The sequence below is a fragment of the Microbacterium sp. genome (assembly GCF_047607225.1).
GTDB lineage: Bacteria > Actinomycetota > Actinomycetes > Actinomycetales > Microbacteriaceae > Microbacterium.
Genome location: NZ_JASGDO010000032.1, coordinates 1 through 25,888 on the forward strand (window position 1 = coordinate 1; position 25,888 = coordinate 25,888).

21 protein-coding genes and 2 tRNA genes are annotated in these 25,888 nt (G+C 69.8%); 16 read left to right on the forward strand and 7 right to left on the reverse strand.

All coding sequences use genetic code 11. The features are described from left to right. Positions 1 to 86 precede the first annotated feature (86 nt). Positions 87 to 1,727 carry a phosphoglucomutase (alpha-D-glucose-1,6-bisphosphate-dependent) gene (gene pgm / locus QM591_RS06160; RefSeq protein ID WP_415130657.1) on the reverse strand — a complete coding sequence of 547 codons (1,641 nt, stop codon included), beginning with the start codon at positions 1,725 to 1,727 and terminating at the stop codon, positions 87 to 89. A gap of 98 nt (positions 1,728 to 1,825) precedes the next feature. Beyond that, complete coding sequence (locus QM591_RS06165) at positions 1,826 to 2,443, reverse strand: hypothetical protein (RefSeq protein ID WP_415130659.1); 618 nt, start codon at positions 2,441 to 2,443, stop codon at positions 1,826 to 1,828. A gap of 188 nt (positions 2,444 to 2,631) precedes the next feature. On the opposite strand from QM591_RS06165, the gene pheA reads away from it, so the two are divergent. Continuing rightward, positions 2,632 to 3,567, forward strand: coding sequence for a prephenate dehydratase (gene pheA, locus QM591_RS06170; protein WP_415130759.1), 936 nt, complete (start codon positions 2,632 to 2,634; stop codon positions 3,565 to 3,567). A gap of 47 nt (positions 3,568 to 3,614) precedes the next feature. Here pheA and QM591_RS06175 read toward each other — a convergent pair whose 3' ends face one another. Then, entirely contained in the window at positions 3,615 to 4,700 is a 1,086-nt protein-coding gene (locus QM591_RS06175; RefSeq protein WP_415130661.1) for an LLM class flavin-dependent oxidoreductase, read from the reverse strand. Between the two features lie 111 nt (positions 4,701 to 4,811). Here QM591_RS06175 and QM591_RS06180 point away from each other — a divergent pair, with 111 nt between their 5' ends. The 5 genes from QM591_RS06180 to QM591_RS06200 all read left to right on the forward strand — a co-directional run bounded on the left by QM591_RS06180 (position 4,812) and on the right by QM591_RS06200 (position 11,190). Beyond that, positions 4,812 to 5,837, forward strand: coding sequence for a LacI family DNA-binding transcriptional regulator (locus tag QM591_RS06180; RefSeq protein WP_415130761.1), 1,026 nt, complete (start codon positions 4,812 to 4,814; stop codon positions 5,835 to 5,837). Positions 5,838 to 6,083: 246 nt separating this feature from the next. Beyond that, the gene (locus QM591_RS06185) at positions 6,084 to 7,751 is read left to right on the forward strand and encodes a glycoside hydrolase family 13 protein (protein WP_415130663.1); all 1,668 of its coding nucleotides are present in this window, start codon (positions 6,084 to 6,086) and stop codon (positions 7,749 to 7,751) included. A gap of 46 nt (positions 7,752 to 7,797) precedes the next feature. After that, the gene (locus QM591_RS06190; protein ID WP_415130665.1) at positions 7,798 to 9,168 is read left to right on the forward strand and encodes an ABC transporter substrate-binding protein; all 1,371 of its coding nucleotides are present in this window, start codon (positions 7,798 to 7,800) and stop codon (positions 9,166 to 9,168) included. A gap of 97 nt (positions 9,169 to 9,265) precedes the next feature. Beyond that, positions 9,266 to 10,225, forward strand: a complete 960-nt coding sequence (locus tag QM591_RS06195; protein WP_415130667.1) for a carbohydrate ABC transporter permease — start codon at positions 9,266 to 9,268, stop codon at positions 10,223 to 10,225. Next, on the forward strand, positions 10,222 to 11,190 hold the full coding sequence (locus QM591_RS06200; RefSeq protein WP_415130669.1) for a carbohydrate ABC transporter permease: 969 nt from the start codon (positions 10,222 to 10,224) through the stop codon (positions 11,188 to 11,190). The genes QM591_RS06195 and QM591_RS06200 overlap by 4 nt, the downstream gene beginning before the upstream one ends. A gap of 114 nt (positions 11,191 to 11,304) precedes the next feature. Here the strand turns inward: QM591_RS06200 and QM591_RS06205 are convergent, their stop codons facing one another. Both QM591_RS06205 and QM591_RS06210 read right to left on the reverse strand, forming a co-directional pair. Beyond that, on the reverse strand, positions 11,305 to 12,693 hold the full coding sequence (locus QM591_RS06205; RefSeq protein ID WP_415130671.1) for a cryptochrome/photolyase family protein: 1,389 nt from the start codon (positions 12,691 to 12,693) through the stop codon (positions 11,305 to 11,307). Continuing rightward, positions 12,690 to 13,916, reverse strand: coding sequence for a diacylglycerol/lipid kinase family protein (locus QM591_RS06210; protein WP_415130673.1), 1,227 nt, complete (start codon positions 13,914 to 13,916; stop codon positions 12,690 to 12,692). The genes QM591_RS06205 and QM591_RS06210 overlap by 4 nt, the downstream gene beginning before the upstream one ends. A gap of 215 nt (positions 13,917 to 14,131) precedes the next feature. Between QM591_RS06210 and serS the strand changes: the two genes are divergently transcribed. The 6 genes from serS to QM591_RS06240 all read left to right on the forward strand — a co-directional run bounded on the left by serS (position 14,132) and on the right by QM591_RS06240 (position 18,976). Beyond that, complete coding sequence (serS, locus tag QM591_RS06215) at positions 14,132 to 15,412, forward strand: serine--tRNA ligase (RefSeq protein WP_415130675.1); 1,281 nt, start codon at positions 14,132 to 14,134, stop codon at positions 15,410 to 15,412. Then, positions 15,409 to 16,341, forward strand: coding sequence for an HAD family hydrolase (locus QM591_RS06220; RefSeq protein ID WP_415130677.1), 933 nt, complete (start codon positions 15,409 to 15,411; stop codon positions 16,339 to 16,341). The genes serS and QM591_RS06220 overlap by 4 nt, the downstream gene beginning before the upstream one ends. A 150-nt stretch (positions 16,342 to 16,491) precedes the next feature. Continuing rightward, positions 16,492 to 16,576: transfer RNA gene (locus tag QM591_RS06225), tRNA-Ser, on the forward strand. Positions 16,577 to 16,593: 17 nt separating this feature from the next. Further along, a complete protein-coding gene (locus QM591_RS06230) occupies positions 16,594 to 17,904 on the forward strand; it encodes an LCP family protein (protein WP_415130679.1) in 1,311 nt (436 codons plus the stop codon). A gap of 80 nt (positions 17,905 to 17,984) precedes the next feature. Next, positions 17,985 to 18,076 (forward strand) — tRNA-Ser (locus QM591_RS06235). Positions 18,077 to 18,181: 105 nt separating this feature from the next. Beyond that, positions 18,182 to 18,976 (forward strand): hypothetical protein, encoded by a 795-nt coding sequence (locus QM591_RS06240; protein WP_415130681.1) that lies wholly within the window; start codon positions 18,182 to 18,184, stop codon positions 18,974 to 18,976. Between the two features lie 25 nt (positions 18,977 to 19,001). Here QM591_RS06240 and QM591_RS06245 read toward each other — a convergent pair whose 3' ends face one another. Next, on the reverse strand, positions 19,002 to 20,000 hold the full coding sequence (locus tag QM591_RS06245) for a glycerate kinase (RefSeq protein ID WP_415130683.1): 999 nt from the start codon (positions 19,998 to 20,000) through the stop codon (positions 19,002 to 19,004). Between the two features lies 1 nt (position 20,001). Continuing rightward, positions 20,002 to 21,330, reverse strand: coding sequence for an MFS transporter (locus tag QM591_RS06250; protein WP_415130685.1), 1,329 nt, complete (start codon positions 21,328 to 21,330; stop codon positions 20,002 to 20,004). Positions 21,331 to 21,582: 252 nt separating this feature from the next. On the opposite strand from QM591_RS06250, the gene QM591_RS06255 reads away from it, so the two are divergent. Genes QM591_RS06255 through QM591_RS06270 form a run of 4 tightly spaced genes read left to right on the forward strand, consistent with a single transcriptional unit; the run spans position 21,583 to position 25,872 of the window. Beyond that, positions 21,583 to 22,431, forward strand: coding sequence for a DeoR/GlpR family DNA-binding transcription regulator (locus QM591_RS06255; protein ID WP_415130687.1), 849 nt, complete (start codon positions 21,583 to 21,585; stop codon positions 22,429 to 22,431). Positions 22,432 to 22,452: 21 nt separating this feature from the next. Next, entirely contained in the window at positions 22,453 to 23,484 is a 1,032-nt protein-coding gene (locus tag QM591_RS06260) for an alcohol dehydrogenase catalytic domain-containing protein (protein WP_415130689.1), read from the forward strand. 35 nt (positions 23,485 to 23,519) lie between these two features. Continuing rightward, positions 23,520 to 24,356 (forward strand): class I fructose-bisphosphate aldolase, encoded by an 837-nt coding sequence (locus QM591_RS06265; RefSeq protein WP_415130691.1) that lies wholly within the window; start codon positions 23,520 to 23,522, stop codon positions 24,354 to 24,356. Between the two features lie 28 nt (positions 24,357 to 24,384). Continuing rightward, positions 24,385 to 25,872: a xylulokinase gene (locus QM591_RS06270; protein WP_415130693.1), complete on the forward strand. Its 1,488-nt coding sequence runs from the start codon at positions 24,385 to 24,387 to the stop codon at positions 25,870 to 25,872. The last annotated feature ends 16 nt before the right edge of the window (positions 25,873 to 25,888 follow it).

Sequence of the window (25,888 nt, forward strand, 5' to 3'; positions counted from 1 at the left end):
CGACTCTCTTACGATCTCCCACACCCGGCTCCGGCCCGACACCCCGCGGCGGCCCCACACCCCGCGGCGGCCCCACGCCTCGCGGGTCAGCCGTCGAGGGCGGCGGACACGACGGCGCGCGCCTCGGCCTGGACCTGAGCGAGGTGCTCCGGCCCGCGCAGCGACTCCGCGTAGAGCTTGTACACGTCCTCGGTGCCGGACGGGCGCGCGGCGAACCACGCGTTCGCGGTCTGCACCTTGAGTCCTCCGATTGCGGCGCCGTTGCCGGGCGCGTGCGACAGCTTGGCGACGATCTCCTCGCCCGCGAGGGTCGTTGCCGTCACCGACTCGGGCGACAGACGAGCGAGCTCGGCCTTCTGTGCGGGGGTCGCGGGCGCATCCACGCGCGCGTACGCGGAACCGCCGTACTCCGCTTCCAGCTCGGCGTACCGCTGTGATGGGGTCTTCCCCGTGACGGCCAGGATCTCCGCCGCCAGCAGGCACAGGAGGATCCCGTCCTTGTCGGTCGTCCATACCGACCCGTCCCGGCGGAGGAACGAGGCCCCGGCCGACTCCTCGCCACCGAAGGCGACCGAGCCGTCGAGGAGGCCCGGGACGAACCACTTGAATCCCACCGGCACCTCGAGGAGGCGACGACCGAGCGCCGCGACCACCTTGTCGATGATCATCGATGAGACGAGGGTCTTTCCCACTGCAGCGTCTGCCGACCATCCCGGACGGTGCGCGTAAAGGTAGTCGATCGCGACGGCGAGATAGTGGTTGGGGTTCATGAGGCCGGCGTCGGGAGTGACGATCCCGTGACGGTCGGCATCGGCGTCGTTGCCCGTGAGGATGTCGTACTCGTGTCGTCGCGCGACCAGCGCCGCCATCGCCGACGGGGACGACGGGTCCATCCGGATCTTCTCGTCCCAGTCCAGCGTCATGAATCGCCACGTCGGGTCGACCTCGGGGTTCACAACGGTGAGGTCGAGGCCGTAGCGCTCGCCGATCAGGGCCCAGTACTCCACCGACGCGCCGCCCAGCGGGTCGGCGCCGATCCTCACGCCGGCCCGAGCGATCGCCTCGACGTCGATGATGTCGGCGAGGTCGGACACATACGCCTCGCGGAAGTCGTAGGTCGAGAGTCCGTCGGCGTCGATGTCGGCGAACCGCACCCGTCCGACTCCGGACAGGCCCGCCGTGATCAGCTCGTTCGCGCGCGCGGCGATCCACCCGGTGGCGTCGGTGTCGGCGGGGCCCCCGTGGGGCGGGTTGTACTTGAACCCGCCGTCGCGCGGCGGATTGTGCGACGGGGTCACCACGATGCCGTCGGCCCGCCCGGCATCGTCTGCCGCGCGGCCACGGTTGTAGGTGAGGATCGCGTGGCTGAGGGCGGGGGTCGGAACCCACGAATCGCGGGCGTCGACGCGCACGTCGACCCCGTTTGCGACGAGCACCTCGATCGCCGTGCGCTCGGCGGGCCGGGAGAGACCGTGCGTGTCGCGGCCGAGGAAGAGGGGGCCGGTGATCCCCTGCGCAGCCCGGTACTCCACGATCGCCTGGGTCGTCGCCAGGATGTGGTCCTCGTTGAAGCTCGCGGTCAACGACGATCCGCGGTGGCCGCTCGTCCCGAACGCCACCCGCTGCTCGGGTACCGCCGGGTCGGGTTTGCGATCGTAGTAGGCGGCGATGAGCTCGTCGATGTCGATGAGATCGGATGCTTCGGCGGGATGTCCTGCTCGGCTCATGCGTCCAGTCTGCCCCCTCCGCCGTGTGCGTGTGCGGTGGCAGGGAAATCCCTCAGAGCCTCCACAGTCTGTGCGGCCGTCCGCAAAGACGCGGCGGGTCAGTTCCGGCGTTGGAGGGTGGTGGTCACTTCGGTGTCGACGAGCGACGTCGTCAGCTCGAGCGTCGTGGGCGTGCAGGTGAAGGCCGCGTCGGCGAGCGGAACCCCGCCGATCTGCTGCGCGATGCCGCTCGCGTCCACCGGCTTGCCGTCGACGGTGCCGGTGATCTCCAGCCGGTCGTCGACGTCGGCCTCGGTGCGGATCCGTCCCGGTTCGGCCGTGTACGTGCCCGACAGGGTCCCCGTGAGCGAGACCTCCATGCTCCGCCCCGCCACGACGGAGGTGATGCGGGCGTCGGGGCGCCACACGAACGAGCCGTCGTCGCCGATCTCCAGCACCGCGTCGCCCGCGGGGCTGATCTCGGCGGTGCCGTCGAGGAGGTCGTTGACGTGCGCGTAGTAGGCACCCATCCCCTCTTCGTCCAGGACCCACGATCCGACGAGACAGGTGGGGTCGTCGTTAGCCGCCGCGGTGGGCGTCGGGCTGGGACTCGGCGACGGGGCGGTCGATGCGGGAGCCGAGGGGCTCGGGGGCGGGGTGGGCGTCGCGTCGCAGGCTGTGGCGACGAACGCCACCGTCACCAGCGCCGCCGCGGCGAACGTGCGCCGGATGGTCATGATGGGTCTCCCGATGCTTCTCGGTGTCCTTGCGAATCTACCCACGCCGAGCGAACGGTGCCACACGGCGCCGCCGGGGGAGGCCGCGCGCGTCCGGCTCGTGCGACGCCGCCCGGGTCGGAGGAGGCGCCGGTCCCGCGCGGGACTAGGCTGAGGGCGTGACCGCCGAGCCCGAGAATCCGCGTCCGATGCGTCGTACATACAGTTATCTGGGCCCGGCCGGAACCTTCACCGAAGCGGCGCTCGCGCAGGTGGCCGAGGCGCGGGATCAGACCTGGCGCCCCGTCCGCAACGTCGGGGAAGCGCTGACCGATGTCGTCGAGGGCCGTTCGGACGCGGCGATGATCGCGATCGAGAACTCCATCGACGGGGGCGTGTCGACCGCGCAGGACGCCCTGGCCACGATGCCGGGTCTGCGGATCGTGGGGGAGTACCTGGTTCCGGTGAGCTTCGTCCTCGTGGGTCGCCCCGGCACCCGGCTCGAAGACGTGTCACTGGTCGCTGCCCACCCCGTCGCCTATGCGCAGTGCCTGCAGTGGCTCACGGCGCACCTTCCCGAGCACGCGCACCTTCCCGCGGCCAGCAACGTGGCCTCGGCCATGGGACTGATCGACGGCACGAGCGATGCGCAGGCGGCGATCGCGCCCCCCGGGATCCTCGAGCACCACGATCTGCAGCTCCTCGCCTCGGGGATCGGCGACAACGCGAACGCCGTCACGCGGTTCGTGCTCGTCGGCCGTACCACCGCGCCGCCCGCACCCACCGGCGCCGACAAGACCTCGCTCATCGCGGAGCTCCCCGACGACCGTCCGGGCGCACTGCTGGAGCTGCTGGAACAGTTCTCCACGCGCGGCATCAACCTGTCGCTGATCGAGTCGCGTCCGATCGGCGATGCGCTGGGTCGCTATCGCTTCGTCATCGACGCCGACGGACACATCCGCGACGAACGCATGGCCGACGCCCTGCTGGGGCTGCGGCGGTTCAGCCCCAAGGTCATCTACCTGGGGTCGTATCCTCGCGCCGACCGGGCGATCGTGCACTATCCGGACCGCTACTCCGACGACGTCTTCGTCGAGGCGCGGGACTGGCTACGGGCCCTCATCTCGGGAGAGCCGGAGTCCTGACGCCCGGGCGGGAGTCCTGAGGCGGGAGCGGCTGGCCCGACGCGAGGTCAGCGTCCGGACGTGCTGTCGGCTCCGGCGAGGAGCGCGAGGGTCTGCAGGCGGCCGGGAGCCGTGTCGAAGGGCTCGTCGTCGAACGAGGCCGCGACGGGCGACACCATGACCTCGGCCACGCCGTAGCGCTCGGCGAATGCCGTGAGGCGTTGCCGAACGTCGTCGCCGTCCCCGACGAACCACCGCTGCTGCAGCGACTCGATCATCGCCGAGGCCAGGCCGTCCGACTTCTCGGCGTCGCGCGCTTCCTCCACCGTCTCGAGGGCCACGAGGGGCCGCCCGCCGCGGAGCCGTGCCATCATGCGCGCCTGCGGCAGCATCCGCTCGCGTGCCTCCGCCTCGGTCGGCGCGGCGATCACGTTGGCGGTCAGGAAGGTGCGCGGCTCCGAGAGCAGGTCGCTCGGGCGGAACTGCGTGCGGTAGAGGTCGAGGGCGCGCTCCAGCCCCTCGCCGGAGAAGTGGTTCGCGAACACGTAGGGCAGCCCGAAGGCGGCCGCGAGCGTCGCGGAGTAGTCGCTCGAGCCGAGGAGCCAGACCTCGGGGGTTCCGGTGGCGGCGGGCGTTGCGTGCACGGCGTAGGTGTCGCCGTCGCCGCGGCCCACTCGACTCACCAGCCGCACGTGTGATCCTTCCGGCGAGACGAGACCGAGGATGTCGCGGATGTGCTCGGGGAACCGGTCGACGTCGCTCGTCGTTCCGCTCATCCGGAGCAGCTGCGTGATCACCGGATCGCTGCCCGGGGCCCGCCCGAGGCCCAGGTCGATCCGTCCCGGGGCGATCGCCTCGAGGGCGGCGAACTGTTCCGCCACGACCAGCGGCGCGTGGTTGGGGAGCATCACCCCGCCGCTTCCCACGCGGATGCGGGAGGTGCGCGACGCGGCGGCGGCGGCGAGCACCGGAGGAGTGGTGGAGGCCACCGCGGGCATGTTGTGGTGCTCCGCGAACCAGTACCGGTGGTAGCCGAGACGGTCGGCGGCCTGCGCGAGGTCGAGCGAGGTCGCCACGGCCTGCGCACTGCTCTGGCCCGTGCGCACGGGGACGAGGTCGAGGACGGACAGCGCGGGACGGTCGGAAACGTTCATCCCCGTCCGCAACGCGCGCACGGGCCCGGCCATTCCTCTCCGCCGCGACAGACCGGAGGCTCCGCGCGTCTCACCTTCGCTCTGCAAGAGCTTGCGTGGTTGCGCAAGCTCTTGCGTAAGATGTGCGGCATGTCCCAGCGTCTTGCCGAGGTGGCCCGGAAGGTCGGCGTGAGCGAGGCGACGGTCAGTCGCGTGCTCAACGACAAGCCCGGCGTGTCCGATGCGACCCGGCAGGCGGTGCTCACCGCGCTCGACGTGCTCGGCTACGAGCGGCCGACGAAACTCCGCGGCGAACGGGCTCGTCTGGTCGGTCTCGTCCTCCCGGAGCTGACCAACCCCATCTTCCCCGCCCTCGCGGAGATCGTCGGGGGCGGCCTCACTCAGAACGGCTACACGCCGCTGTTGTGCACCCAGAACGCCGGCGGGATCACCGAATCGGACTACGTCGACCTCCTCCTGCAGCAGCAGGTGTCGGGGGTCGTGTTCCTCGGCGGCAACTACAGCCAGACCGACGCTGCCCACGAGCATTACGAGAAGCTCCGCCGTGTGAACCTCCCGACCGTGTTCGTGAACGCCCGCGTCCCGGAGCTGCAGTTCGCGACCGTGTCCACCGACGACGCGGCGGCGGCAGAGCAGGCCGTCATCCACCTGCACCAACTGGGACACCGCCGGATCGGGCTCCTCCTCGGCCCCGCCGATCACGTGCCGTCGCAGCGCAAGCTGGCAGCCGCCCGCCGTGTGCTCGACGGGCTCGGAGCCCCGCTTCTGGACGACCTCGTCGTGCGTGGCCTCTACTCGCTGGAGTCGGGCCAGGCGGGTGCCGCGCGCCTCATCGCCGCCGGTGCGACGGCCGTCGTCTGTGCGAGCGACCCCCTCGCCCTGGGCGCGGTCCGTGCCGCGCGCCGCCAGGGACGCTCCGTTCCGGCCGACCTGTCGGTGGTGGGCTTCGACGACTCCGCGCTCATGAGCTGCACCGAACCGCCCCTCACGACGGTCCGCCAGCCCATCGAGTCGATGGGTCGGACCGTGATCGAGCTCCTCCTCAGCCAGATCCAGGGCGGTGCGGCCGTCGGCGACGAGCTGCTCTTCGAGCCGGAGCTGGTGCTGCGCTCGTCCACGGCTCCGCTGTCTCTCTGACCCTCCCGCGGGGTCGCCGCCGGTGCTTCCCCGGCGGCGTCCCTGGTCTCGATCGGGCGTCGATCGGATGCTGACCTCCGCCTCGGGCGGTGATCGCCGGTCCGCGAATCGTCATCGGCTTGCGTGATCTTGCGCACACTTGCGGGGTCACGTTTTTACGTAAGAATGTTCGGTTCTTGCAACAGAAAGCCAAAATGTGTACGTTCGTCACACCGGATCTCCCGGGTGTGAACAACGAGGAGCACAGTGGACACGGACGTCCAGAGCCGCCCGAGCCCGGTCGACGCCCCCGGCGCAGCCGACGCCGACTGGTGGCGCCACGCTGTCATCTACCAGGTGTACGTCCGCAGCTTCGCGGACGGCGATGGCGACGGCACCGGCGACCTGGCCGGCGTGCGTGCCCGGCTGCCGTACCTCAAAGAGCTCGGCGTCGACGCGATCTGGTTCAACCCGTGGTACCCCAGCCCCCTCGCCGACGGCGGTTACGACGTGGCCGACTACCGCGAGATCCATCCCCGCTTCGGCTCGCTGGTCGAGGCGGAGGCCCTCATCGCCGAAGCGCTCGCGCTCGGCATCCGCACGATCATCGACATCGTCCCCAACCACGTGAGCGACCAGCACCCGTGGTTTCAGAAGGCGCTGGCCGCCGGGCCGGGAAGCCCCGAACGGGAGCGCTTCTGGTTCCACCCCGGCCGCGGCGAGAACGGCGAGGAGATCCCGACCCACTGGGTGTCGAGCTTCCAGGGGTCGACCTGGACCCGCACGACGAGCCCCGACGGGACGCCGGGGGAGTGGTACCTCCACCTGTTCACGCCCGAGCAGCCCGACCTCAACTGGAACCACCCGGACGTCCGCCGCGAGCACGAGGACATCCTGCGGTTCTGGTTCGACCGGGGCGTCGCGGGCGTGCGGATCGACTCGGCGGCGCTCCCCGTGAAGGATCCCCGGCTGCCCGAGCTCCCGACGGGCACCCCCGCCCCCGGCACGCACCCGCACGTCGACCGCGACGAGCTCCACGACATCTACCGGTCGTGGCGCGCGATCGCCGACGGCTACGAACGACCCCGGATCCTCGTCGGCGAGGTGTGGCTCGACGACGCCGAGCGCTTCGCACGGTACCTCCGCCGCGACGAGATGCACACGGCGTTCAACTTCGATTTCATGTCGCAGCCGTGGAACGCGGCGGCGATGCGACGCTCCATCCAGCGCACCCTCGCCGAGCACGCTCCCGTCGGGGCGCCCGCCACGTGGGTGCTCTCCAATCACGACGTGACTCGCCCCGTGACCCGTTACGGGCGCGAGGACTCCGGCTTCGCCTTCGAGCGCAAGCGTTTCGGCGTTCCCACCGACCTCGCTCTCGGCACCCGGCGCGCCCGGGCGGCAGCTCTTCTTGTGGCCGCGCTCCCCGGAACGATGTACGTCTACCAGGGCGACGAGCTGGGACTTCCCGAGGTGGAGCTGCCCGTCGAGGCGATCGAGGATCCGATGCACTTCCGTTCCGGTGGCATCGACCCTGGTCGTGACGGATGCCGGGTGCCGCTGCCCTGGTCGGGCGAGCGTGCCCCCTACGGCTTCGGTACGGGCGGCAGTTGGCTGCCCCAGCCCGCTGAATGGGCGCACTACACCGTCGCCGCCGAGCAGGAGGATCCCGCCTCGATGCTGCGGCTGTACCGGGCTGCGCTGGCCGAGCGCCGCGCGAACGACGACCTCCGCACCGAGTCGCTCTCGTGGCTCGAGCTCGGCGACGACGTGGTGGCGTTCCGCCGCGGCGAGCGACGGGTCTCGGTCACCCATCTCGGCACAGCGCCGCTCGCCCTTCCGCCGGAGCTCGCCGCAGCCTCCGTCGTCCTCACCAGCGCACCCCTCGAGGAGGGTGCGCTGCCTCCCGACACCACCCTCTGGCTCGATCTCTGAGCCGGCTCCTCGAACCCTGCACAACACAGCACGAAAGGAACAGACAATGACGTCACCCAGACGCATCCTGATCGCCGGGCTCGCCGCCGCGGCCACCATCGGGGCACTGGCCGGCTGCTCGGCCGGAGACACCGCCGGTCCCTCGAACGGGAAGGTCGAGCTGCGCGTTGCGACCTTCCCGCCGGGCGCCGACGCGGCCGCGTACGAGGCCTTCGCCGCCCAGGAGAAGCAGTTCGAAGCCGAGCACAAGGACATCGACGTCATCGGCGTCGAGTACGAGTGGGAGGGCCCGACATTCGCCGTGCAGCTGGCCGGCGGCAGCCTGCCGGACGTGTTCACCGTGCCGTTCACCGACTCGAAGACGCTTCTCGAGAACGGCCAGCTGATGGACGTCACCGACGAGATCGAAGAGCTCGGCTACACCGACAGCTTCAACCCGATCGTGCTCGACGGTGTCACCGACGGCGAGGGACGCATCTTCGGCTTCCCGCGCCAGGCCTACGCGATGGGGCTGCACTACAACCGGGACCTCTTCGAGCAGGCGGGCCTGGACCCCGATGCCCCGCCCACCACGTGGGACGAGGTCCGCCAGTACGCCAAGCAGATCTCCGAGAAGACCGGCAAGGCCGGCTACGCGCAGATGGCGATCAACAACACCGGCGGCTGGCAGCTGACCGCGCAGACCGTCGCGCGCGGCGGACGCACCCAGACCGACGCGCAGGATGGCTCGGCGACCTCGACCATCGACAACGACGGCACTCGCGCGGCGCTCGAGTTCCTCCACGCCCTCCGCTTCGAGGATGACTCCTTCGGTTCCAAGGTCGACCTCGACTGGGGCACCATCAACCAGGAGTTCGCCGCCGGGAACATCGGCATGTACACGTCGGGATCCGATGTGTACACCGCCCTCGTGCGCGACTTCGGCCTCAAGCCCGAGTCGTACGGGCTCACCGTCGTTCCCACCGAGGGCGCCGACCCCGGCACGCTCGGCGGCGGCGACATCGCCGTGGTCAGCCCCACCGTCGACGAGAAGACCAAGGCCGCAGCGGTCACCTGGATCGACTGGTACTACATGCAGAAACTGCTGGACAAGGACGCGGCGATCCTCGACGCCAAGACGCTCAACGAGTCGGGGCAGGCCGTCGGCACCCCCGTGCTGCCCGTGCTCAGCCGCGAGCTCTACGAGGAGTCGCTCGGCTGGATCGAGCCGTACATCAACGTGCCCCGTGACCAGATGACGCCGTTCATCGACTCGATCTGGGACCAGACGCCGGTGGGGGAGCCCAAGAAGAAGACCCAGGAGGTCTACGCGCTCCTCGACACGGTGGTCCAGACGGTGCTCACCGATGAGAACGCCGACATCGACGCTCTCCTCGCACAGGCTCAGACCGACGCGCAGGCGAAGCTCGACGAGTGATCCCTCCGGGGCGTTCCGGCTCGCCCGCGTCTCACCCGTGACGCAGCGAGTCGGAACGCCCCACCCACCCGCAGAAGGCACCCGCAAAGGCACTCCCATGACGCTGACCCTCCCGGACCGTCCCGCGACGGCTTCCGCCCCGCCGCCACCGGAGCGGCGTCCGCGCCGCACGCCACTCACGTGGCTCCGCGGCGGCGGGCTGACGAACCTCCTGTTCGTGCTGCCGATGCTGTTCGTCTTCCTCTTCTTCTCGTGGTCGCCGATCGTCCAGTCGGTGATCATGAGCCTGCAGAAGACGAACCTGATCGTCTCCGAGTGGGTCGGGATCGACAACTACGCCGCCGTGCTGAGCGATCCCGAGCTCGGCCGCGCCGTCGTCAACACGCTGTACTTCGCGCTCCTCGCGCTGCTGTTCGGCTTCCCGCTGCCGCTGTTCATGGCCGTTCTCATGAGCGAGGTCAAGCGCGGCAAGGGCCTGTACTCCGCGCTCGCGTATCTGCCGGTCGTGATCCCTCCGGTGGTCGCCGTCCTGCTGTGGAAGTTCTTCTACGACGCGGGGCCCAACGGCGTCTTCAACACGGTCCTGGGTTGGGTGGGCATCGGCCCCCAGCCGTGGCTGTCGTCGGCCGCCCAGGCGATGCCGTCGCTCGTGCTGGAGGCGACGTGGGCGGGGGCCGGCGGATCGATCATCATCTACCTCGCGGCGCTGCTGAGCGTTCCGCCGGAGCTGTACGACGCCGCCGAGGTCGACGGCGCCGGGATCTGGCGCAAGGTGTGGCACGTCACGCTGCCGCAGCTGCGCGGGATCCTCTTCATCATGCTCATCCTGCAGGTGATCGCCACGGCCCAGGTGTTCCTGGAACCGTTCCTGTTCACGGGGGGCGGGCCGGCGGGGGCGACCAAGACCGTCCTGCTCTACATCTACGACAAGGCCTTCCGCAACAGCCTCGGCGGGGATTACGGCGAGGCCACCGCCGTGTCGGTGCTGCTGGCGATCGTGCTGGCGGTGCTGTCGTGGCTGTACTTCAGGCTCACCAACCGTTGGAGCACCTCATGACCACCTCGCTCGACCGCACGCGTCCGCCCGAGGGACTGCGCGCGTGGCTGCGCCGCCGCCGGGAGGCGCGGACGTCCGTCGACGATCTCGCCGAGCGCTCGATCGTCTCGGCATCGGAGCGACGCCGCCCCGGCACCCGCTGGGGCATGCGCGTGGTCCACGCGTTCCTCTTCGTCTCGCTCGTCGTCGCCGGACTCGGCCCGATCCTGTGGCTGATGAAGGCCGCCGTGACGCCGTCGCAGGACACCATCACCACGCCGTTCGCGCTGTGGCCGAACGGCATCGACTGGGAGAACCTGTCGACCGCGTGGAACGACATCCACATCGACCAGTACTTCCTCAACACGATCGTCATCGCGCTCGGGGCCTGGTTCACGCAGCTGTTCATCGCGACGACGGCCGGGTACGCGCTGTCGGTGCTGCGGCCGAAGTACGCCTCGATCCTCAACGCGCTCGTGCTGGCGACCCTGTTCATTCCGGGCATCGTGCTGCTCGTGCCGCTGTACCTGACGATCGTCCGGCCGCCGTTCATCGACGCATCGCTCCTGAACAACTACCTCGCGGTGTGGCTGCCCATGGGCGCGAACGCGTTCAACATCCTGCTCGTCAAGCGCTTCTTCGACTCTCTGCCGCGCGAGGTGTTCGAGGCGGCGCGCACCGACGGAGCCGGGGCGTTCCGGCTGTTCTGGTCGATCGTGCTGCCGATGTCCAAGCCCATCCTCGGCGTCGTCTCGGTGTTCGCGATCATCGCGGCCTGGAAGGACTACCTCTGGCCGAAGCTGGTGCTCCCCGATCCGGCGGTGCAACCGCTGTCGGTGAGGCTTCCCGACGTCGCCAGCCAGACCGAGCTCGACGTGTTCCTGGCCGCCCTGGCCATCGCGACGCTTATTCCCATCGTGATGTTCCTGCTGTTCCAGTCGGTGTTCCTGCGATCGGCGGGCCTCGGCGGCGCCGTCAAGGGCTGAGGGCCTGCACAACTCCTCCAATCCGTGAGCGTCGGCCGGTCGACCCGCGCGCTGGTGCCCCCGCCGCGCGCGGCGCGCGTCGGATCGGAGGAGTTCTGCAGATGCCGCCGCGGATCATCGCGCGCGCTTGACGTGCTCGTACGCGGCCAGGGCGGCACGGCGGGTCTCGCCGAGGTCCACGATCGGCTCGAGGTCGGCGCTGTCGGGTGCCCATTGGGCCACGTACGAGCCGTGCGGGTCGAACTTCTCCGCCTGCCGCTCCGGGTTGAAGATGCGGAAGTAGGGTGCGGCGTCGGCGCCCGACCCGGCGACCCACTGCCAGTTGAAAGGGTTGCTTGCCGCATCCGCGTCGACGAGCGTGTCCCAGAACCACTGCTCGCCTTCGCGCCAGTGGATGGCGAGATTCTTCGTCAGGAACGACGCCGTCACCATCCGGACGCGGTTGTGCATGACTCCGGTCTCCCACAGCTCCCGCATCCCTGCATCCACGAGCGGCACTCCCGTGCGGCCGCGCTGCCACGCGTCGAGGTGGGACGGGTCGACGTCGGGCCACGGGAAGGCGTCGAACGAGGCGCGCCAGTTGCGGGTGGCGAGATCGGGGAAGTGGAAGAGGGTGTGCCACGCGAACTCGCGCCAGCCGATCTCCGTCAGGAACCGGTGCGCGGATGCCGCGTGCGCACCGCTTCCGGCGGCCTCGATCGTCTCGTGCCAGACGGTGTGGGGGCTGAGCTCGCCCCAGCGCAGGCGCGGTGACAGCTGGGAGGTGACTCCGGCCGACGGTTCGTCGCGGGCGCGGTCGTAGTCGCCGAGGTCGTCGGAGAGGAAGGTGCGCAGGCGTCGCCGTGCGCCCAGCTCGCCGGGTTGCCACCTCTCCCGCAGTCCCCCCGCCCAGTCGGGGGCGGTCGGCAGCAGCTCCCAGTCGTCGAGGTCGTCGCCCCGGGCGCCGACGCCGTCGATCGTGCGCGGTTCGGGCAGCGGCGCTCGCGGCGAGGGCAACGCGAGGCAGGCGTTCCAGAACGGGGTGAAGACGGAGTAGGGCGAATCGCTGCCGGTGCGCACGGTCCATGGCTCGAACAGGAGATTCGCCCCGAACGACTCCACCGTGAGGCCCTGATCGCGCAGGCTCGACTTCAGAGCGGTGTCGATCTCGCGCTCGGCGCCGCCGTAGCGGCGGTTCCAGAAGACGGCGTCGGCACCGACCTCGGCCGCCACCGCAGGAACGACGTCGGCGGCCGGTCCGCGCCGGAGCACGAGCGAGCCGCCGCGGTCGGCGAGGCGCGTCGCGAGCTCGGCGAGACTGTGGTGCAGCCACCATCGTGCGGCTCCACCGAGGGGGCGGACCCCGGCCGACTCCTCGTCCAGCACGAACAGCACGGCGACACGCCCACGTCCGTCCGCCGCCCGATCGACCGCTGCCGCCCGGTCGACCGCTGCGCGGAGGGCGGGGTTGTCGGCCAGCCGCAGGTCGTCGCGGAGCCAGACCAGCGACGTCGTCGCGCTCACGCGGCCGCGACCTCCGCGGCGTCGGCGTCGGAACCCGAGCGCGCGGGCTCCTCGCCCGGAACGACGTGCCCGCGGGGCACCGCCACCTTCAGGGCGCCCTTCTCGATGCGTGCCGTGACGTGGGTGGCCTCTCCGAACTCATCGCCGTCGAGCTGCACCGCCTGCGCGCTCTGCGCGGCCAGGTCGATGCCGACCCCGCGGGTGAACCGCACCGCGTTGTCCTTCGTGCGCAGCGCCATGATCCGTCGACCGGCACGGAAGCGACGCAGCACGCTGTTGTCCCACGCCACGCGCCGCCACACCAGAAGCCAGCCGAACGCGCTCTTGGGCTGGAAGATCGCGATGTCGAGTTCGCCGTCGGTGACCGAGGCCTCCGGGATCAGCTCGAGTCCGGCCGGCAGCGACCCGCAGTTCGCGAAGACCACGCTCTGCACCTGTGCACGGTGCACCTTGTGGCCGGGCACCTGGTACATCACGGGGAACGGCTTGGCCTTCACGAGCGACCGCGCTGCGCCGTCGACGTAGGCGACCCAGCCGACCTTCTTCTTGAGGTCGCCGCTCGTGTTGGCGATCATCGCGGCGTCCAGCCCCATGCCGCCCATCACCACGAACGCGCGCTTCTCGCTCGACCCGTCCTCGCGGGCGAGCGTCGCGATCCCCACGTCGATCGGCAGCACGTCGCCGTCGAACGCGGCGGCGATCATGGACTCCGGGTTGTCGAGCGGCAGCCGCAGGTTGCGGGCGAGGAGGTTCCCGGTGCCGCTCGGCACGATCGCCAGCGGCACCCCCGAACCGCTCATCGCTTCGCTGACCGCGCGAACGGTGCCGTCGCCTCCGGCCACGAGCACCGCGTTGACGCCCTCCTTCAAGGCCTGACGCGTGACGTCGTCGCCGAGGTCGTCGACCGTCGTCTCATAGAAAAGGGGTTCGGACCAGCCCGCGTCCTTCGCCAGGCTCGCGACCTGCTCTCGCAGCGCGTCGCCGTCGACCTTGATCGGGTTGTACACGAGCGCCGCCTTGGGGTTCGGTCGGCCGGGCTCGTCGGAGAGCGGCTCGGTGCGGCCTTCCTCGTCGACCCGTCTCGCTTCGCCGCCCTCGCCGTCGGTGGTGTCGGGGGCGACGTCGTCCGGTTCCCGGATCACCTCGTCGGGGGCCGCGGCCTGCTCCGGGTCGGGCCCGGGGACTGCGGCTGCGTCGGAAGGGGAGGAACCGTGCGTCGCCATGCGTACAGAGTATTGCCGCGCAGGAGGCTGCGGCGAGGGCTTGACGCGTGATCTCCGGGATGCCGTCTGCACAACTCCTTCGATTCGTGCGCCCTCCGCGCGCCGGGGGCCGGCCCCGCCCGGGCGGGCGCCCACGTCGGCTCGGTTGTGGAGGAGTTGTGCAGGCGGCTCCCGCGCCAGAGTGGGGTGGTCGAGCCCATCACTAGACTTGAGGGGTGATCGATCTGGCTCTTCTCCGCGACAACCCGGACCTCGTCAAGCGCTCCCAGGAGGCGCGCGGCGAGTCGTCGGACACGGTCGACGCGGCGATCGCGGCCGATCACGCCCGCCGCGCGGCCATCACGACCTTCGAGGAACTGCGCGCGGCCCAGAACGCGCACGGCAAGCGGGTGGCGCAGGCGCCGAAGGAGGAGAAGGCCGCCCTGGTCGCCGAGGCGAAGGAGCTCAGCGAGCGCGTCAAGAGCGCGCAGCAGGCGGTCACCGAGGCCGAGGAGGCCGCGTCGGAGGCGCTCGGCCGCATCGAGAACATCGTCATCGAGGGCGTTCCCGCCGGCGGCGAAGACGCGTTCGTGACCCTCCGCAGGCACGGCGAGATCCCCCGGTTCGACTTCGCGCCGCGCGACCACCTCGCCCTCGCCGAGAAGCTCGGCGCCATCGACATGGAGCGCGGGGCCAAGGTCTCCGGGGCACGATTCACCTTCCTCACCGGCATCGGCGCGCGGCTGGAGATGGCCCTCATGAACCTCGGCATGGAGCGGGCGCTCGCCGCCGGATTCGTGCCCATGATCCCGCCCACCCTCGTGCGCTCCGAGGTGATGCGCGGAACGGGCTTCCTCGGTCAGCACGCCGACGAGGTCTACCGCCTCGACGACGACGACCTCTACCTCGTGGGGACGAGCGAGGTGCCCCTCGCCGGCTATCACATGGACGAGATCCTCGATCTGTCGGCGGGTGCCAAGCGCTATGCCGGCTGGTCCACCTGCTACCGCCGCGAGGCGGGCTCGCACGGCAAGGACACCCGCGGCATCATCCGCCTGCACCAGTTCAACAAGCTGGAGATGTTCGTCTTCACGACCCCCGAGGATGCCGAGGCCGAGCACCTGCGGCTCGTCGAGATGCAAGAGGCGATGCTCCGCGACCTCGGCCTGAGCTACCGCGTGATCGACGTCGCCGCCGGCGACCTCGGTTCCTCGGCCGCGCGGAAGTACGACATCGAGGCGTGGGTGCCCACGCAGGACGCCTACCGCGAGCTGACGTCGACGTCGAACTGCACGACGTATCAGGCGCGTCGCCTCAACATCCGGCACCGTCCGGCGGCCGTCGACGCGGCCGCGGCGAAGACGACACCGGTGGCGACCCTCAACGGGACGCTGGCGACGACTCGCTGGATCGTCGCGATCCTCGAGACGCATCAGCGCGAGGACGGCTCGGTCGTGATCCCGGAGGTCCTCCGCCCGTATCTCGGAGGGCTCGAGGTCGCGGAGCCGATCGCGTGAGTCGGGGCGCACGCGGCGAGGAGCGTCTCCCCGCGACCGGCTCGGTCGATGTCGTCCGTCCCAAGAAGGCGGCCAAGCTCGTCGAAGGGATCGCCGCCGACACCGAGAAGCCCGACGTCGCGGTCGGGAGGCTGCTCATCGCGCTCGACATCGACGGCACCGTCCTCCTCGAGGACGAGTCCCTGAGCCCGGGTGTGCTGGAGGCCGTCGCTCACGCGCAGCGCGTGGGGCACGAGGTCATGCTGGCCACGGGGCGGTCGTGGGAGGGGACGCGGGGCATCCTGCACGTGCTGGGTCTGGAGCCCGAGTACGTCGTGTGCTCCAATGGCGCGGTCATCATGCGGCGGCACGGTGGTGACCTCGCCGACGAGACCCGTTACGACCGGTTCCACGTCGAGACCTTCGATCCCACCGAGGTCCTGCACCTCCTGCGCACGCACCTCCCCGACGCGAAGTACATGGTCGAGCTCGCCGACGGACGCCGCCTGTACACGGAGGCGATGGACGACTGGAACCTCAGCGCGGCCGCGCGCGTCTCGTTCGAGGACCTGGCCGCGCAGCCGGTCTGTCGCGTCGTGGTGGTCTCTCCGGACGACACCGACGACGACTTCGTGGGTCTCGTGAGCCGCATCGGCCTCAACAAGGTGTCGTATGCCGTGGGCTGGTCGGCGTGGCTCGACATCGCGCCCCAGGGGGTCGACAAGTCGACGGCGCTCGAGCGCGTCCGCGTGCTGCTCGGGATCGACCCCGCTCACGTCCTCGTCATGGGTGACGGGCGCAACGACGTGGGGATGTTCCGCTGGGCACGGGAGCACGGCGGGCGTGCCATCGCCATGGCACAAGGCCCCGAAGAGGTGCTGCGCGAGGCGTCCGAGACGACGTCTTCTGTGCACGCCGGTGGCGTGGCCGCGATTCTCCGGCACCTCTGAGAGCGACCGCCTTCGGGCACCAACCGGACCCTGCGGGCGGTTAACAGCGGCCCCTCAGGCGAATTCGGCCAGAATGGGGGTGCTCGATCGTCGAGTTCCCGAGTCCAGTAGAATCGACCCCTGTCGGCCGGATGCCCCGTGCATCTGCCGGGAGGGTTGTCCGAGCGGCCGAAGGATCCGGTCTTGAAAACCGGTGGGCAGCAATGTCCCGTGGGTTCGAATCCCACACCCTCCGCTTCAGAAAGGCATGTCGTGAGCGAAACCCCCGACGCCACGCCGGCAGGTGCGACGCGCGCGCCGCTCGCTCGCCACGGCATCCAGCGTTCGCCGAGTCCGCTCGCCCAGATCCTGACGGTCCTCGGGGCGATGGTCGCCGTGGTCGCCGTCAGTGTGGGCGCCGTCGGGGCCTTCTATGTCTGGGACGCGGCGCAGGCGCTCGACCGCAACAGCGTGTCCATCGGCGAGGAGTCGCTCCCGCCGTCGATCGGTGAGATCGAGGGCGGCGTCAACCTACTCGTCGTCGGCACCGACTCGTGCGAGGGCGCCAACGCCGAGCTGTCCAAGGCGTGCAAGGCCGGGACCACGGCGGGTGAGCGCAACGACGTGACGATGCTCGTCCACATCAGCGACAAGCCGCGCCGTGTGACGGTCATCTCGTTCCCGCGCGACATGATCGTCCCCATTCCGTCGTGCCCCACCGGCGACGGCGGATCGTATTCGGCGATGAGCGCGCAGATGCTCAACTCGTCGTACATGTATGGCGGTCTGGCGTGTTCGGTGCTCACGATCGAGGAGCTCACCGGCGTCGACATCCAGTACGCGGCGTCCATTCGCTGGACCGGCGTCATCAACATGTCCGACGCGATCGGCGGCGTGGACGTCTGTGTCGCCGACGACATCAAGGACAAGCACACCGGGCTCAAGCTCAAGAAGGGCAACCACACCCTCGTCGGCAAGCAGGCCCTGCAGTTCCTGCGTATCCGCCACGGCATCGGCGACGGGTCCGACCTCGGCCGCATCTCCAACCAGCAGCAGTTCATGAGCTCGATGGTGCGAAAGCTCCAGTCCGACGGTGTGCTCGCGAACCCCGCCGTGCTCTTCAACCTCGCCACGACCGCGGTCGCGCAGGTGCAGAGCAAGCAGCTCGTGCTCAGCGACACCCTGACCAACCCGCAGCGGATGGTGCAGATCGCGATGGCCGTCAAGAGCGTGCCGTACAAGGACATCGTCTTCGTCCAGTACCCGACGGTCTACGCGCCCGGCGGCGGCCGCGTGCTGCCCGTGACGCAGGCGGCGACCGTCCTCTTCGACGCGCTCGAGGAGAACAAGGAGATCAAGCTCACCGGCAGCGCCAGCCAGGGCTACGGCGTCGAGGTGGTCGGTGAGGCCGAGCAGCCCGATCCGTCGTCGACGGCATCTCCGAGCGCGACCGGAACCCCGACCAAGAGCCCCACGCCGAGCGGCACGTCGACCCCGAAGCCCACCGAGACCGCGGTCGACCTCCCGACGCAGATCGCGGGACAGACCGCCGCCGACGTCACCTGCACGCAGGCGCAGCGCTGACGGCGTCGGCCGGTTCGTGGGCCGGGCGACGAGCAGTTATGATGGGCGGGTGTGTTCGCGCCGCGCGCGGCCGGACACCTGGAGACGTCGCATAGTCAGGCCTAGTGCACCACCCTGCTAAGGTGGAGTCCCCTTACGGGGACCGAGGGTTCAAATCCCTCCGTCTCCGCCAGAAGCTCGCCCGATCCGGCGAGCTTCTTGCGTTCGTGGGGCGGTCGCTCACCCCGTACGTGGACAGTCCACCCCGGCCGAGCAGCATCGTCGATAGCGTCGCTCCGTGACCACTCCGCACGTCTCGTTCTCCGTCTGCGCCTGGCCTGCGCCCAACAACCCGGATGGCGCGTTGCGCGCGGGCTCTCTCACCGTCACAGCCGGGGAGGCGGCGGATCCTGCCGCGTCGGTCGTGGTCCATCGATGGTTCGACGAGAGCGGTGTGGCGGCACTGCAGCGATGGCCGGACGACCCGGCGAGACGCATCCCCTGGGTGATGTGGCGCGCCACGGAGCATGGCGATCGTCTCGTCACGGTAGGCATCGACACCGACTCGGACGATCACCTGCTCGCGGTGGCATCGGTGACTGTCGACGGCATGGTGGTCTGGCAGCAGTCACCCGCCGAGAGCCTCATGGGCACTCTCGTGCGGGGCCTGGTCGACGGGCTCGCCGGCGCAGTGGCCACCAGTCCGCCCGACGTCAGTGAGGGCGAGGCCTGGGCGACGGGCGAGCGCCCTCCTGAGCCCGACGAACCCAGCGAAAGGAACGGCGAACCCCTGCGTTCGGCACACCTCGTGACGGCGGGTCGGGTGCTCCGGGCGCTCGAGGTCGAACCGGTCAGAGACCCCGAGACCGACGAGGTACGAGCACGGCGTGCGATCGTGTTGGACGGTGCTGCGCCCCTGCAGTCCCTCGGCACCCTCGTCTGGGCCGAGGGTCTGCGGTGGTGGCCGTCGGGCCGGTCGCCGTGGATCGACGCGCCCGCCACGGGCGACGACGTGCCCGTCGAGGTGCAGAAGCTGGCGCGGGCACTGCGCGAGGCGACTCCGCCGCCCGCGCCTCCGCGCGATCGCCCCTGAGTGGCGCCGCCGGAGCCGCCCAGGCTCACTCCGAGTACCACCGGTCCAGCGCGGCGCGCGTCGTCTCCGAGATGGCGCGGAGGGTGTCGTCGAAAGCTCGAGCCGTGCCCACCACCTGGTCGAGCGCGCTGTGTCGGAAGCCGGTGCCGGGGACGGCGGAGCTCCCGACCACACCGAGGACGGGGCGCTCCAGGGCGTTCGAACGCGCGAGCACACCGCCCACCACCTTGCCGCTGAACGATGTCTCATCCAGCCGGCCCTCGCCGGTGATCACGAGATCTGCGCGTCGGATGAGCCCGTCCAGATCGACGGCGTCGGCGACCGCATCGAACCCGGGCACGATGCGGGCGCCGATGGCGGCGAGGCCGCCAGCGAGGCCACCGGCAGCGCCTGTGCCGGCGATCAGGTTCACATCCACGTGGAAGAGGTCCAGGTACCGATCGCGTTGCTGCGCCAGTCGAAGGGTCAGCGTCTGGACGTCCTCCGCCGTCGCCCCCTTCTGGGGGCCGAACCTCTCGGCCGCATCGGTGAACGCGGTGGTGACATCGCTGAGCACCTCGACGTCCACGTGAGCGGGCAGACGGCCCACCACGCGCGCGGCTGCTTCGCCGCCGTCCGTGGTGGCCACACCTCCGACGGCGACCAGGATGCGCGTCGCGCCCTCATCCATCGCGGTCCGGATCAGTTCTCCCACGCCCACGGAGGTCGCCGCGACCGGATCGTTCACGCCGTCTGTCGACGCGAGCACGAGTCCGCAGCACTCCGCCGCTTCGATGATCGCCGTGCCGGCGTCGAGATACCAGCGCGCTGTCACCGGCCGGCCATGGGGTCCCGTGACGACGGAGCTCCGGTTCGGACTGCTCAAGGCGTCCAGCGTGCCGTCCCCGCCGTCCGCCAAGGGGCGGACGACGGGGAGCCAGCGGCGTCGACGGATCTCGCTCGCGATCGCTTCGGCGACCTCTGCAGCGTCTGCGGTGCCCTTGAACTTGTCGGGGCACACCAGGACGGTCGGCACGGCGGTCATCTCAGACCGCGAGCCTCTCGACCGCCGGCACGAGCGGCTCGACTCGGCGCAGCATCAGTCCGAAGATCAGCGCGCCGGCCACAGCCACGGCTCCGCTGAGCACCAGCGGGAACACGAACGATCCGGTGGCGCCGTAGAGCGCACCGATCACGATCGGGCTGAGGGCAGAGCCGATGTTGGAGAAGAAGTTCTGCGACGCTCCGAGCGAGGCAACCGTTCCGGTGGGAGCGACATCGGCGGGGAGGCACCAGATCGTGACGATCGTGAACGAGGCGGCAGCGTAGGAGATCGACATGAGAGTCAGGACCTGCCACGACTCGGGCGCGACCGCGGCGAGTGCGATGACGGAGCAGATGAGCATTCCGCTCACCAGGCAGGTCTTGCGCACCCGGGTCAGTGTCCATCCGCGGGCGAGGAGCGCGTCGCCCACGAGCCCACCGATCCACGAACCGGCGATGGCAGCGATCGGCGGGATCGCTCCGAAGACGCCGAGGCCGAGCAGGTCGAACCCGCGCTCGTTCACGAGGTAGGACGGGAACCACGTGAGGAAGAAGGTGACCATGAAGTTCACGCAGAAGAAGCCGAGCATCATGGCCCAGACCGTACGGAATCGCAGCAGCTTGCCCAGCGCCATCGGCCGCTCTTGAGTAGCGGGCGCCTCGGCTCGTCCTTCGTTGATGAAGTCCAGCTCCGCCTGGTTGACCGATCGCAGCGCCTCGGGGTGCCGGTACAGGGCCCACCATCCCGCGGTCCAGAGCACGCCGATGACGAAGGCGAGCACGAACACGGAGCGCCAGCCCCAGATCGCGATGATGGCGACGATCAGGGGAGTGGCCACGGCGCTGCCGATCCGCGCGCCCGAGTCGTACACGGCGGTGGCGCGCCCGCGCTGGCGGGGGTTGAACCAGCGCGCGACGGTCTTCGCGGACGACGGGTAGGCGCCGGCCTCGCCGATGCCGAGGCCGAGGCGAAGTCCGAGGAGGACGCCGAACGAGGATGCGATCGCAGTGAGCCCGGTGAACACCGACCAGACCAGCACGGATGCGCCGAACATGAGGCGCTCACCGAATCGGTCGATCAAGCGTCCGGCCGGGATCTGCATGAGGGCATACGACCACGAGAACGCGGAGAGGATGAGTCCTTGCTCGGTGGGTGTCAGATGGAAGTCCTGCGTCATGAAGGGAAGCGACACCGAGATCGCCGACCTGTCGATGTAGTTGATGGCGAGGCCGATCGCGCAGGCGATGGCGATCAACCACCGGATCTTCGATGCCTTCGTGCCGTCCATTCTCGGGACGCGTCCGCGACTGTCCACGGGCCTGCTTGTCATGGGTACCTCCTCGTACGTCAGCGGACTGGGGGGTTCGCTGTGGGGTGACTGCTGAACGTCGGGTGTTCAGGAGCGCGAGGCTCTGTTGCCTCTCGCGATGATGATAGAACCGCGCATCTTGCGGTGTCAATCGCAGATATGTGCGCGTATCAAGCGTTCTAGCGTGGTCATGATGCGCAAGGTGACGGCTTAGATGAGCGAAACACGCGTATTGACTTGACATGAGCGGATCGCGCGTCTTACGGTGAGGTCATGGACAACGACCACTCGGGCCGACGGCGAGACCTCAAAGGTGATGCTCGCCGCAATCAGATCCTCGCGCTGCTTGAGCAGAGCGATCAGGACCTCACCGTCGAGCAGATCGCCGCACACTTCAACGTGTCGTTCGCCACGGTTCGTCGTGACCTGGCGCGCCTTCGAGGCGCTGAAGGGGTCGCGCGCACTTATGGCGGCGTCACCCTCGTGCGGCCGCACGAGCTCTCCACGCGGGAGCGCCGCTCGGAACGCAGCGCGCAGAAGACGGCGATCGGGCGGGTCGCCGCGGACTACGTGGAAGACGGCGACCTGGTCATCCTCGATGCCGGGACGACGACCACATGCGTGGCCGAGGGGCTGCGTGGTCGTGAGGACGTCACCGTCGTCACCAACGGCATCGGCGTGATGACGACCCTCCTGGAAGCGCCCGGTGTCGACATCATCGCCCTCGGAGGCCACCTCCGCGCGATCAACGAGACGATCACCGGCCCCGTCGCCGAAGGCATGCTCCGGCAGGTGTACGCCGCCGTCGCGTTCCTGGGCGTCGACGCGATCGTCCCCGACCGCGGAGTCGCGTCTCGTACGCCGGATCAGAGCACGCTGAAGTCGCTCATGATGCGGCGTGCCGCTCGAGTCGTCGTCGTCGCAGACTCCTCGAAGCTCGTCGACGGGGACTTCGCCTACTGGTCGCCTCTCGAGGTTCCGTGGGAGTTGGTGACGGACGCCGGCGCCACCGGCGAGCAGATCGCCACCGCTGTCGCAGCCGGCGCAGTCCAGGTCGTTCTCGCACACGACGACCACTACACCGTCGCATGGCCGCCATCCCCCCGAGACGACCGCGGCTGAACCCTCCCGAAAGGAACAACGATGAGACAAGCCATCCTTCGCGCACCACAGGACCTTCGGGTCGAGGAAGTGCCCGTGCCCACCCTGGAGCCCGGGGATGTGCTCGTCCAGGTGGACGCCACCTTGCTGTGCGGCACGGATGTCCGCATCTTCGACGGCACGAAGTCACGCAACGTGAGCTTCCCCACGGTGCTCGGTCACGAGTTCGCCGGTCACATCGTCGACAGCAACGGATCACTCCCCGACGGTGTACGCGAAGGTCAGCAGGTCTGCGTCTACCCCCTCGTGCCCTGTGGCGAATGCGCCGCGTGCCGCAAGGGACACGAGAACATCTGCCGCAACCGAGTCGCGTTCGGGTATCAGCTTCCGGGCGGGCTCTCGCAGTTCGTCCGCGTGCCGGCCCGTGCCGTGAAGAACCTCGTCCCCCTCGAAGGCGTGAGCGCGGCCGAGGCGGCCATCGTCGAGCCGACCGCGTGCGCCTACAACGCTCAGAAGCTCGTGCGCAGCCAGCAGGCCGAGACGATGCTCGTGGTGGGCTGCGGACCGCTCGGCCTGATGCACATCCGGCTCGCGAAAGCCCTCGGGGTCCCGAGAGTCGCCGCCGTGGACCCGATCGAGGCGCGCCGCGCCGTCGCCTCCGCCTCCGGCGCCGACCTCGTGCTTGCTCCCGGAGAAGGCGCGTCCGACCAGATTCGCGAGTGGAGCGACGGCGGCATCGACGTGCTCATCATGGCCATCGGTCGCACGGACGCCCTCACTCCCTACGTCTCGGCACTCGCGCCGGGTGCGCGGATCTCGGTCTTCGCGGGCTTCGCCTCCGCGGCCGAGATCTCCATCGTCGCCAACGACATCCACTACAACGAGTGGGAGATCGTGGGCGCGTCGTCCTGTCGGCTCGACGGCTTCCACGCTGTCGCCGATCTCATCACGTCGGGCCGACTGAAGGTAGACGACCTCGTCGGCTCTCGACTCCCGCTCGCCCAGACCGTCGACGCTCTCGCCCTCGCCGCATCCGGCAAGGACATGCGCGTCGGCGTCGATCCCTGGTCCTGACCACACCCGCAGCACCCTCGAAAGGAACACCTTCCATGTCCACGAACGCCTACGCACTCAACACGACGGGCACCACGGCCGGTCTCGGTCGCGAGATCCGTCTCCGGCGTCTGTTCGGTCTCGACGGGCGCACGGTGACCGTCGCCCTCGACCAGGCCGTGCCGCGCGGAGTCGCGCCCCGACTGGCGAGCATGGCGGAGACCTACGCCTCGATCGCCGACGGGCGCCCCGATGCCGTGACGATCACGAAGGGGATCGCGGGACACCTGTTCGGCGGAAACCCGGCGCCGATTCCCTGGATCCTCAAGGCGTCGATGTTCTCCGTGGACTTCCACCCGACCTACGACGCGACCATCGCCTCCGTCGAGGACGCCATCCGGCTCGGTGCCGACGGAGTCGCGGTGGGGATCTCCGCGGGATCCTCCCACCAGGTCGCAATGCTCGAGATGCTCAACAAGGTGGTCGAAGAGGCGCACGTCTGGGGCATCCCGGTCGTCTGCCACGCCTACCCGAGCGGCGAGCTGTGGGGCGATCGGAAGGGTTCCACCGAGGCGGTGCTCTACGCGTCGCGAGCCGCGGCCGAACTCGGAACCGACATCGTCAAGACCTGGTACACCGGATCGGCCGAAGAGTTCCGGAAGGTAGTCGCGGGTACCCCCGCGATCGTCGTCGCAGCCGGTGGCGCGCCCGCGAAGAACCCGCGCGACGTGCTCGAGCAGGCCGCCGCCGTGGTCGAAGCCGGCGGACACGGAATGACCGCCGGTCGTAACGTCTGGCAGGCGGCCGACCCCGCGGCGATGGTCCGTGCGCTCAAGGCCGTCATCCACGACGGTGTGTCGCCCGCGGAGGCGGAGAAACTCCTCACAGCCTGATCCGAAGGCACGACAGAAAGGCTCGATGATGAGTACGTACGTGGGGATCGACCTCGGCACGACCGCGACCAAAGCGGCGCTGATCGATTCGGACGGGACAGTGCACGCGCGGTCGCGCGTCGCGCACGCCCATGCTCGGTCGGCCGAGCATGGGCGGGTCGACCCGACCGCATGGGTCGCCTCCATCCGGGGCGCGTGCGAGGCGCTGGGGCCGCGCGCCGCCCAGGCGAGCGGAGTCGGCTTGTCGGTGCATTGCCCCACCGCGCTCCTCATCGACCGCGATGGCGCGCCATTGGCGCGCGGCCTCACCTGGGATCATCCGGAGATGGCGGAGCTGACCTTCGCCGGCCTGGAGCTCGTCGATGACGGCGCCGTGCGGCTGTCGGGAAACCGGCCGTCGCCGGCGACGTTCATGATCGCCGCGCACGCGTTCTTCGCCAAGAACGAGCCCGAAGCACTCGCACGAGCACACCATCTGGGACTCGTCGGCACCTGGCTGGGCCTGTGGCTCACGGGCCAGTCAGGGATCGACGCGACGCAGGCCTCGTACACCGGTGCCTACGACACGATGAGGGCGACGGGCTGGATGCCCGACGTGCTCGAGGCGCTCGGAGTGCCGCTCGATCTTCTCCCTCCCCTCCGCGCGTCGCTTTCGGTGCTCGGTGAGCTGCGCGCCTCCGTCTCGCAGATGCTCGGTCTCCCCGCCGGCATCCCCGTGGTCATGGGGTCGGCCGACACCCCTGCGGCGTCCTACGCGCTCGGTGCGCGGCAGGGCGGCACTCCTCTGTTCATCATGGGAACCACCCACGTGATCTCCAACTGCGTGGGTGCTCCCGATAACCGGGCACAGGCGCTGCAGCGTGCGGACGTGCGCCCCGGCCAGTGGCTGCTCAACGGTGTCACGAACGGTGGTGATGCACTCGCGATCGGTGCGCGCCTGCTGGGATACGGCAGGTCGGGAGGTTCGGTGCAGAGCCTGGTCGAGGATGCCTGGGCCGTCGGCCGGCGAGACACCGCATCCGCCCCCGTCTTCATCCCGCACGTCGTTCCCGAACGCGGTCCGCTCTGGTTCAACCGGCCGCACACGGCGCTCATCGGCCTCGTCGCCTCCACCCGCACCGCCACAGCGGCCCGCGGAGTGCTCGAAGGGGTGCTCTTCGCCGATCGCCTCGTGATCGAGAGCTGTGTCGCCGATGACCAAGGACCCATCATGCTCTCGGGGGCGTTCGGGTCGGACGTCGCCTTGCCGCAGATCCTCTCCGACATCCTCGGAAAGGACACCTGTGTGCTCGACGAGAGCCACCTGCCATCGATCGGCGCCGCGGCGATGGCCCTCGAGACCCTCGAGGGGACCGTGTTCCCGGTGCCGATCTCACGACCCGTCCACCCGAGGGAGTCGTGGCGCGACACGGTCGGGGAACGGTGGAACGAGTACCGCGACCGCTGGACCGCGATCGTCGGCACGCCGCCACCCCGCCCCCTCGGCAGTCACACCCCCGCCGCTGAAGCGGCATGACCCAACGAAGGATCAC